The sequence below is a fragment of the Variovorax sp. P1_H12_2 genome (assembly GCF_056405335.1).
In genome coordinates this window covers 1-3,652 of sequence record NZ_JBFUCI010000538.1, presented here as the reverse complement: position 1 = coordinate 3,652, position 3,652 = coordinate 1, and the positions used below count along the sequence as shown (strand labels likewise).

Sequence of the window (3,652 nt, the reverse complement as noted above, 5' to 3'; positions counted from 1 at the left end):
GCTCGACAAGGACGGCGCCACGGTGGCCGGCAGCCGTTTCACCTATGCCACCGGCAAGCTGGTGCTGTGGTCCGCGAATCCCGACCTGGTCGACGGCAAGGGCGAGGTGCTGCGCACCGCCAGGTTCGCCCACCTCGCGCTCGCCGCGTCCAAGCTCGCGCCCTACGGCGCGGCCGCGGTGCAGACGATCACGCGGCTCGGCCTGCTGGCCCAGCTCGAACCGAAGTTCGTGCAGGGCGAGAGCATCGGCCAGACCTACAGCTTCATCTCCACCGGCAACGCGGAGCTCGGCTTCGTAGCGCTGTCGCAGGTCTGGGAAGGCGGCAAGATCAAGACCGGTTCGGCCTGGATCGTGCCGGCCGAGCTGCACGGCCCGATCCGCCAGGACGCGGTGCTGCTGGGCCGTGCCAGGGACAACGCCGCGGCCTCGGCCTTGATCGCGTTCCTCAAGACCGAGGGCGCGAAGACGGTGATCCGCTCCTTCGGCTACGACATCTGAGGCCGACGCGACGATGCCGTCCGCCGCCGACCTGGGCGCCGTCACGCTGACGCTGGAGCTGGCCTCGGTCACGACGCTGGTCCTGCTGCTGCTGGGCACGCCGCTGGCCTGGTGGCTGGCTCGCACCCGCTCGGCCTGGAAAGGTCCGATCGGCGCGATGGTGGCGCTGCCGCTGGTGCTGCCGCCCTCGGTGCTGGGCTTCTACTTCCTGGTGTCGATGGGCCCCAACGGGCCGCTCGGTGCGCTCACCCAATGGCTGGGCCTGGGCCTGCTGCCCTTCACCTTCACGGGGCTGGTGGTCGGCTCGGTGGTCTATTCGATGCCCTTCGTGGTGCAGCCGATCCAGAACGCCTTCGAGGCCATCGGCGAGCCGGCGCTCGAAGCCGCCGCCACGCTGCGGGCCTCGCCGCTCGACACTTTCTTCAGCGTGGTGCTGCCGCTGGCGCGCCCGGGCTACCTGACCGCCATCGTGATGGGCTTCGCCCACACCGTGGGCGAGTTCGGCGTGGTGCTGATGATCGGCGGCAACATCCCCGACAAGACGCGCGTGATCTCGGTGCAGATCTACGACCATGTGGAGGCTCTCGAGTACACGCAGGCCCATTGGCTCGCGGCCGGCATGGTGGTGTTCTCGTTCCTGGTCCTGCTGGCGCTGTATGCGCTCAATCCGACGGGACGGCGGCGATGAGGGCGCCGCCATCCGAAGGCCTGCGGCTGCGCCTCGCGGTCGACTTCCCCGCCTTCTCGCTGCAGGTCGACCTGGCCCTGCCCGGCCGCGGCGTGACCGCGTTGTCCGGCCCTTCGGGCTGCGGCAAGACCACCTGCCTGCGCGCCGTCGCGGGGCTGCAGTGCGCGCCGGGCGCCCTGGTCTCKGTCAATGGCGAGCGCTGGCAGGACGACGACCGCGCCATCTTCCTGCCGACGCACCGGCGGCCGCTGGGCTACGTGTTCCAGGAAACGCGGCTCTTCACCCACCTGGACGTGCGGCGCAACCTCGAATACGGGATGAAGCGGGTGGCGCCGGCGCTGCGCCGGGTCTCGCTCGCGCAGGCGGTCGAACTGCTGGGCATCGGCCCGCTGCTGGCGCGCCGGCCCGACACGCTGTCGGGCGGCGAGCGCCAGCGCGTGGGCATCGCGCGCGCCCTGGCGACCAGCCCGAAGCTGCTGCTGATGGACGAGCCGCTGGCCTCGCTCGACCTGGCGCGCAAGCGCGAGGTCCTGCCCTACCTCGAACGGCTGCACGCCGAGCTCGACATCCCGGTGCTCTACGTCAGCCACTCGCCCGACGAGGTCGCGCGGCTGGCCGACCACCTGGTCCTGCTGGACGCCGGGCGCGTGATCGCCAGCGGGCCGACCCATGAGTTGATGACCCGCCTCGACCTGCCGCTGGCGCACGGCGACGCCGCCGGATCGGTGATCGAGGCCGTGGTCGCGAGCGTCGATGCGGCCTATGGCCTGGTCCAGGTCGCGTTCGCGGGCTGCACGCTCAGCCTGCCGCACAGCGGCGTCGGCGTCGGCCAGCGCGTGCGCGTGCGAGTCCAGGCCCGCGATGTCAGCCTGACGCTGCGGCCGCAGGAGGGAACCAGCGTGCTCAACATCCTGCCCGCGACGATCACCGACCTCGCCGACGACGGGCCGGCGCAGCGGATGGTCGGACTCGATGTCGGCGGCGTTCGGATGCTGGCGCGCATCACGCGCAAATCGGCCGACCTGCTCGAGCTGGCCGTCGGCATGGGCGTCCATGCGCAGGTCAAGGGCGTGGCGATCGTGGAGTGAGCGCGGGAGGGGCCCGTTCAGCCCTTGTCCGCCTTGCCGGCCGCGTTCGCCAGCTTGCTGAGCATCCTGTCGACGATCCACGGCTGCCGGTCCTGGTCTTCCGCGCGCTCCTTTCGGCGGATCGCGTTGCGAACCGCGATGGAGCCGACATAGCGGATCGGTTCGGGCGGGAAATGCCCCAGCGGCCCCTGCGTCAAGGGGCTGCGGGTCCACGCATTGTCCTGGTCCAGCAGCATGGAGGAAAGGATCTGGCCGCCCATGTAGCTGGGGCCGACCCCGTTGCCGGAATAGCCGAAGCCGTAGCAGATGTGGGGCGCGCCATCGAGCTTGCCGAAGAAGGGAAAGCCGGTGACGGACCGGTCCGACGGCCCGTTCCAGCTGGCCGTGATCGGCGTCTCGCGCAAGGCCGGAAAAAACGAATGCAGCGCGCGCGTCAGCTCCGCCTCGTAGGGCGAACGCTGGTCGAAGACCGGCGCGATGCGGCCGCCCCAGGCGAAAGTGTTGCCGCCCTTGCCCAGCATGATCCGGCCGTCGACCGTGCTTCGGTAGTAGTAGACGAAGGTCCTTGAATCGAGCACCGAGACGCCGCTGTCGAGGCCGATCTCGCGCAGCAGGTCGGGGCACTTTTCAGTGATCACCATGTCGCTCGACACGACCGCGATGGTGCGCTCGAACTGCGGCAGGCTGCGCGCCATCCAKGCATTGAGGGCCAGCACCAGCTTCTTTGCTTCGATGCTGCCGCAGGGCGTGCGCACGACGACCGGATGACCGCGGCTGAAGTCCAGCATCGGGCTGCGTTCGTAGATGCGGATGCCCATGGCGAGTGCGGCGCGGCGCAGGCCGCGCACGAGCTTGCCGGGATGCACCGTGGCGGCGATGGGCGAGTACACGCCCGCGAGGTTGCGCGCCGACCCGGAGCGGCGGACCACCTCTTCGGGCGGCAGCGCGCGGTAGGAATGGATGCCGCAGTCCTCCAGCGCCCGCATCACCGGATCGAGAGTGCCGACCTGGGCCTGCGAGGTCGCGGTATAGAGCGTGCCGTCCTGCCGCAGCTCGGCGTCGATGCCGTGCGCGCGACAGAAGTCCGCGATGTGATCGACCACCGCTTCCGACGCCTTGACGAGCCGGATCGCCTCGGCCTCGCCGAAGAGCCGTCGCAAGGTGAAGAATTTCGCCGACCAGGTGAGCAGGCAACCGCCGTTGCGCCCGCTGGCGCCGGCGCCGCACAGGTCGCTCTCGATGATCGCGATGTCCAGCGACGGATCCTGCTGCTTGGCCTGGATCGCGGTCCAGAGGCCGGTGAAGCCGCCGCCGACGATGCAGACATCGGCACGCTGCGCCCCTTGCAAGGCAGGCGCCAGGTCGCCGTCGTTGAAG

The 3,652-nt window shown here is 70.2% G+C and carries 4 protein-coding genes; 3 read left to right on the top strand and 1 reads right to left on the bottom strand.

Annotated elements, in window-relative coordinates; all coding sequences use genetic code 11:
* The 3 genes from modA to modC form a co-directional block, all read left to right on the top strand.
* Positions 1-499: molybdate ABC transporter substrate-binding protein (gene modA / locus AC1D2K_RS31840; RefSeq protein ID WP_478094075.1), on the top strand; the 499-nt coding region annotated here is incomplete at its 5' end.
* A gap of 13 nt (positions 500-512) precedes the next feature.
* Complete coding sequence (gene modB, locus AC1D2K_RS31835; RefSeq protein WP_478094073.1) at positions 513-1,187, top strand: molybdate ABC transporter permease subunit; 675 nt, start codon at positions 513-515, stop codon at positions 1,185-1,187.
* Positions 1,184-2,275, top strand: coding sequence for a molybdenum ABC transporter ATP-binding protein (gene modC / locus AC1D2K_RS31830; protein WP_478094072.1), 1,092 nt, complete (start codon positions 1,184-1,186; stop codon positions 2,273-2,275). The genes modB and modC overlap by 4 nt, the downstream gene beginning before the upstream one ends.
* A 17-nt stretch (positions 2,276-2,292) precedes the next feature.
* Here the strand turns inward: modC and AC1D2K_RS31825 are convergent.
* The coding region (locus AC1D2K_RS31825; RefSeq protein WP_478094070.1) for an FAD-dependent oxidoreductase at positions 2,293-3,652 on the bottom strand (1,360 nt) is incomplete at its 5' end.